Below are 4,925 nucleotides of genomic sequence, written 5' to 3' on the forward strand. Positions count from 1 at the left end.
TACGTATCCTGTAAAACAACCCCTATTTTACTCCGCAAAGAATTAATATCATAATCCTTTATATCTTTTTCATCAATGCTAATTTTCCCTTTTTGAATGTCATAAAAGCGAGTTAACAAATTAATAATTGTTGTTTTTCCTGATCCAGTTGGACCGACTAAAGCGATTGTCTCCCCAGGATTCGCCTCAAGACTCACATCTTTTAAAATCATGTTGTCCTGTGCGTATCCAAATGAAACTTTCTCAAGCCTAACATGTCCTTGTAAGTTTTGTACAAGTACTGCATCTTTTTTATTTTGAATTTCTGGTACTTCATCCATAATTTCAAAAACACGTTCTCCTCCAGCAACTGCCGCTTGAATCGTATTCATTAAAGTTGCAAATTGACTAAGTGGTCTTGAAAATTGTCTAGAATAATTAATAAAAGCTGCAATGACACCTACTGTTGTCATTCCGTTTAATACCATTACCGATCCAGTTCCAATTACAAGCCCCATTCCTAAGTTATTAATAAAGTTCATACTTGGAAAAATAAATGCTGAAAACGTTTCAGCCTTCGTTGCTGAAATTCTTAGCTGTTCGTTAATTTCATTAAAGTTATGTACGGTTTCTTTTTCTTTTCCGTATAACGTAGTTACGTCTGCACCTGTAATAGCTTCCTCGATAAATCCATTTAATTCCCCTAAATCCTTTTGACGCTTCGCAAAGTTTTGGCCACTATAAGCAACTAGTTTTTTTGTAACGAAAAACATAATAGGTACTGTAATTAAAGTTACAATTGCTAAAATCCAATCTAATGAAAACATCGCAATTGTTACACCTATAAATGTTAACGCTGATGAAATAATTTGTACAACACTTTGTGTCAAAGCTTGATTTAAGTTATCAATATCATTTGTCACACGGCTCATTAAATCACCTTGAGAACGTACATCAAAGAATCGTAGAGAAAGTGTTTGGATTTTCTCAAAAATATCTTGTCTTATTTTTTGTATAGTCTTTAATGCAACATTAATCATTACAAATGTTTGTAACCATGTTAACAATACGGTTATCCCATATATTGCAATGAGCAGCATGCACATTCTCGCTGTCCCGCTTAAATCCTTCGGTACAATGTATTCATCAATGATGACCCCCATATAATATGGCCCAAGTAAACCTAGTAATGTCGTGATAAATACAAGAATAATAACGAACATAAGAGATGCTTTTTGATACCCCATGTAGTTCCATACTCGCATTATAGTTCCTTTAGTATTCTTTGTTTTTCCCGTTTTCGGATTGTTACGTCCACCTTTATTTCCAAATTGTCCTTGAAAATTACGCATGCTCTTCCCCTCCTTCTTGCTGCAGGCTACCACCTTGGGAAAGATAAATTTCCTGATACACTTCACAAGTTGCCAATAAAGCCTCATGCGTACCATTTCCAACTAATTCACCGTTATTCAAAACGAGGATTTTATCAGCATCTATAATAGAAGATATTTTTGATGCAATTAAAAATGTCGTTGTGCCACTATATCTTGTCCTTAACGCTTCCTGTATTACAGCTTCTGACTTCGCATCAACTGCCGATGTAGAATCGTCTAATACAAGAATAGATGGCTTTCTCACTAGGGCTCTTGCAATAGATATACGTTGTTTTTGCCCGCCAGATAGATTAGTTGCACCTTGTGTTAAGTTATATTGATAAGAGTCTTCCAGCTTATTGATAAACTCATTCGCACAAGCAGATGAAGATGCTAATTCCAATTCATCATAAGTTGCATCTTCTTTGCCATAACGTAAATTCTCTTCTATACTGCCTGAAAAAAGGAGTGCCTTTTGTGGAACGAAGCCAATGGAGGCACGAAGTTTTTGCAAATCGTATGCCTTCACATTAAAATCATCTATACATATTTCACCTTGATCAACATCGTAAAGTCGTGGCAATAGTTTCGCCAATGTAGATTTACCACTTCCGGTCGATCCAATAATCCCTATTTTTTCACCTTTACGTACGGTAAATGAAATATCTTTTAAAACATATTCATCATTTTTCGTATAACTATAGCTAACATTTTTAAACTCTATATTACCATCCACTTGTTTTGGTTCATATACGTCGCCTTCAGTTGTAATATCAACTTCAGTATGTAAGACTTGTTGTACACGATCAGCTGATGGAAAAGCACGGGCAATTTGAATAAATACCATACTAATAGACATAAGTGACATTAAAATGATATTTAAATAGTTAATAAAAGCTAAAATGGCCCCTACTTGGAGTGTACCGTTAAAAACTTTCTCGCCACCAATCCATAAAGTTGCTACAATCCCGCCATTTACAACTAGCATAATAATTGGCATCATCAATGAAATAATTTGTATAGCACGAATATTTATTCCAGTTAAACTTGTATTAACTTTCTCAAACTGTGAGATTTCATATTTTTGTCTTACATATGCTTTTATAACACGTACACCGGATAAATTTTCTTGTAGCTTTGTATTTACTTTATCTAATGCTTCTTGTACTCGTTTAAATGAACCGCTCGCTTGACCTGCAATCCATACAATTGCAACTAATAAAACGGGTACCACAACAAGTAAAATTGGAAATAGTTCTCTCGCTGTTACAAAGACTATAATGATACTTCCAATAAATAATAACGGTCCACGGACAAGTACACGTAACGTCATCGTCATTGCCGCTTGAATAGATGTAATATCATTTGTCACGATTGTTAATAATTTACCTGTTCCAAATGAATCACGATTTTTGCTGGAAAATGTTTCTATTTTAGCAAACACATCTTTTCGTATGTCTGTAGCGAAATTAACAGCAGCTTTTGTAGAATACATCATACAACCAAGTCCTCCAACTAAACCGATCGCTGCTGCCCCTATCATAAGAAGCCCCATTTTTATTACATAATTCAAATCCCGGTTTGCAATTCCAACATCAATAATATGTTGCATTATTGTCGGTTGAATTAAGTCCATCGCAACCTCAAGTACCATAAATAACGGCCCAATAATAGCGAAGAACATGTATGGTTTTAAATACTGTAACAACTTGCGAAATGATTTCATACATAATCTCCTTTTTTCATGAAATTACCATTGAATAATTCATATTCCTCCTTATTTAAACGATATAGTCTGTAATTTCTTCATTAGTCCTATTATATTATGTAAATTAATATTTAACATTATTAAATGATAAGTTTTAAATCATTTTTAGTCAATAAAATGGAACTTTAATCTACCAGGCATTTTCACTGCCAGTTGATGTGAATACTCTTTAACTTAATAAAAACCGCATTCTCATTTAGTAAGAATGCGGTTTTCCCATCTATATTTGTTCAATTTTAAAATCGAAAACCTCGGTCTCGAATCCATTATTTTCAGAAGGACTACATGTATAAAAACCAATTTTAACAGGCTCATTACCTATGTCCTCCATCAAATGAGCGATTCTTATTTGTTCCCATCGCTGACGCGTTTTCACATATATTGTATAATCGCCAAGTTTTCTAATAATTCGAAAACTTAATTGTTGCTTAGCAAACTCATTTGGATAGTCTTGCGTTGACCAATCAGAATAGCCATTATTCGTTACGACAGCACCTAAATGTGATGGGCCCTCAGGAATATATTCTAAAGATGTTTTTAACCAACACTTCTCAGAAATCATAACAAATAAACCCGCTTGATCGTATGTCGCATTTGGATTCATGCGCAATTGAACTTCAGCCTGAAAATCTGTCATTATCTCATCATAAAATACATGGCCATTCATTACTTCAAAACCATAATGGGTTTTCAGCCAAAAATCTGTTTCTTCTTTCGAATGGACAATGAATGTATCATTGTCTTCAAGTTTGTAAAATTTAGGTGCGTTCATTACAGTAAGTTGCTCAATATGATTTGGTATATATGATGTTTTCATAATTCCTCCATAAAAAAGCATTTAAATTAATATTTAAAACTCAGTTAATACCGGGAATTTATAACCTTTAAAATCTAATTCTTTATTACTTCGAACCATTAAATACTTACTAGTCTGTAATTCTGTATATTGTACATCATCAATTCCTAATTGATCTGGGTAGAAATAAAATTCAATCTCCGTAAATTCCCCAGAGATTTCCTCACATAATTCATCTAAAATCGGAATTACCGGCGCAAATACTCCAAATAATTTTAGTTTTTGATTTTCTACTGTAAAAACAATCAGCGCATCTAATGTCTCTGAATAATAAAGGTTTTCATTCCATGTTGAATCATACATATTTAAATAAAACGAAGAGCGGTAATTTAACGTTGAAAATTTATTAGAAAGCCTTTGGCCATTTTCAATAATCTCATGTATTAATTGTCTATCCTCTTCATTATAAAAATCTAACTTTTTAAGTTGAGAATCTTTATCACTCTTGTTTTCGTATGATACTGTCATCAAATATTCTTGCACAATTTGAAAACCAAATGGTTTATATAGTTCCGGATTTTCAGTAAACAAGACCGCACACTCGCATTGCTCATCAATTTCCTCTATCATCTTACTAAACAATTGTTTCATTAATCCTCGTCTACGATAATTCGGATGTGTCATTACTGATTGAATACCCGCTGCATTTATTTTTTCACCATTAATTAAAAGCGGAAGTGAAAATGCCGCAACATTTGCAATCGCTTTATCATCTTGTAAAAATGATAATGCTTTATATGTATAATCCCAATATCCTTTCGCTGAAAAATCATGCAATGTTTGACTTGTAATCCCAAACACTTCTTCAAATAAAGGAAATAACTGCTCTCTTTTCGGTTCTTCTAATATAATATTTGCAAAATTATCAACATTCCCCATATTGTCCCTCCATACGTCGATTCCATTAAATTAGATATACTTATATGACCTACTCCTAGAATAATAGGCC

At 33.3% G+C, this 4,925-nt stretch carries 4 protein-coding genes; all 4 read right to left on the bottom strand.

Annotated elements, in window-relative coordinates; translation table 11 throughout:
* On the bottom strand, positions 1 to 1,331 hold a 1,331-nt coding region (locus tag AB3X48_RS17765), incomplete at its 3' end, for an ABC transporter ATP-binding protein (RefSeq protein WP_367959772.1).
* The gene (locus tag AB3X48_RS17770; protein WP_088099071.1) at positions 1,324 to 3,078 is read right to left on the bottom strand and encodes an ABC transporter ATP-binding protein; all 1,755 of its coding nucleotides are present in this window, start codon (positions 3,076 to 3,078) and stop codon (positions 1,324 to 1,326) included. The genes AB3X48_RS17770 and AB3X48_RS17765, both read right to left, overlap by 8 nt.
* A 262-nt stretch (positions 3,079 to 3,340) precedes the next feature.
* Positions 3,341 to 3,937, bottom strand: a complete 597-nt coding sequence (locus AB3X48_RS17775) for a DUF1349 domain-containing protein (protein WP_088099070.1) — start codon at positions 3,935 to 3,937, stop codon at positions 3,341 to 3,343.
* A gap of 33 nt (positions 3,938 to 3,970) precedes the next feature.
* Entirely contained in the window at positions 3,971 to 4,855 is an 885-nt protein-coding gene (locus AB3X48_RS17780; protein ID WP_088099069.1) for a GNAT family N-acetyltransferase, read from the bottom strand.
* Positions 4,856 to 4,925 lie beyond the last annotated feature (70 nt).

This window comes from Bacillus sp. S4 (assembly GCF_040838205.1).
In the GTDB taxonomy this organism is placed as follows: domain Bacteria; phylum Bacillota; class Bacilli; order Bacillales; family Bacillaceae_G; genus Bacillus_A; species Bacillus_A cereus_U.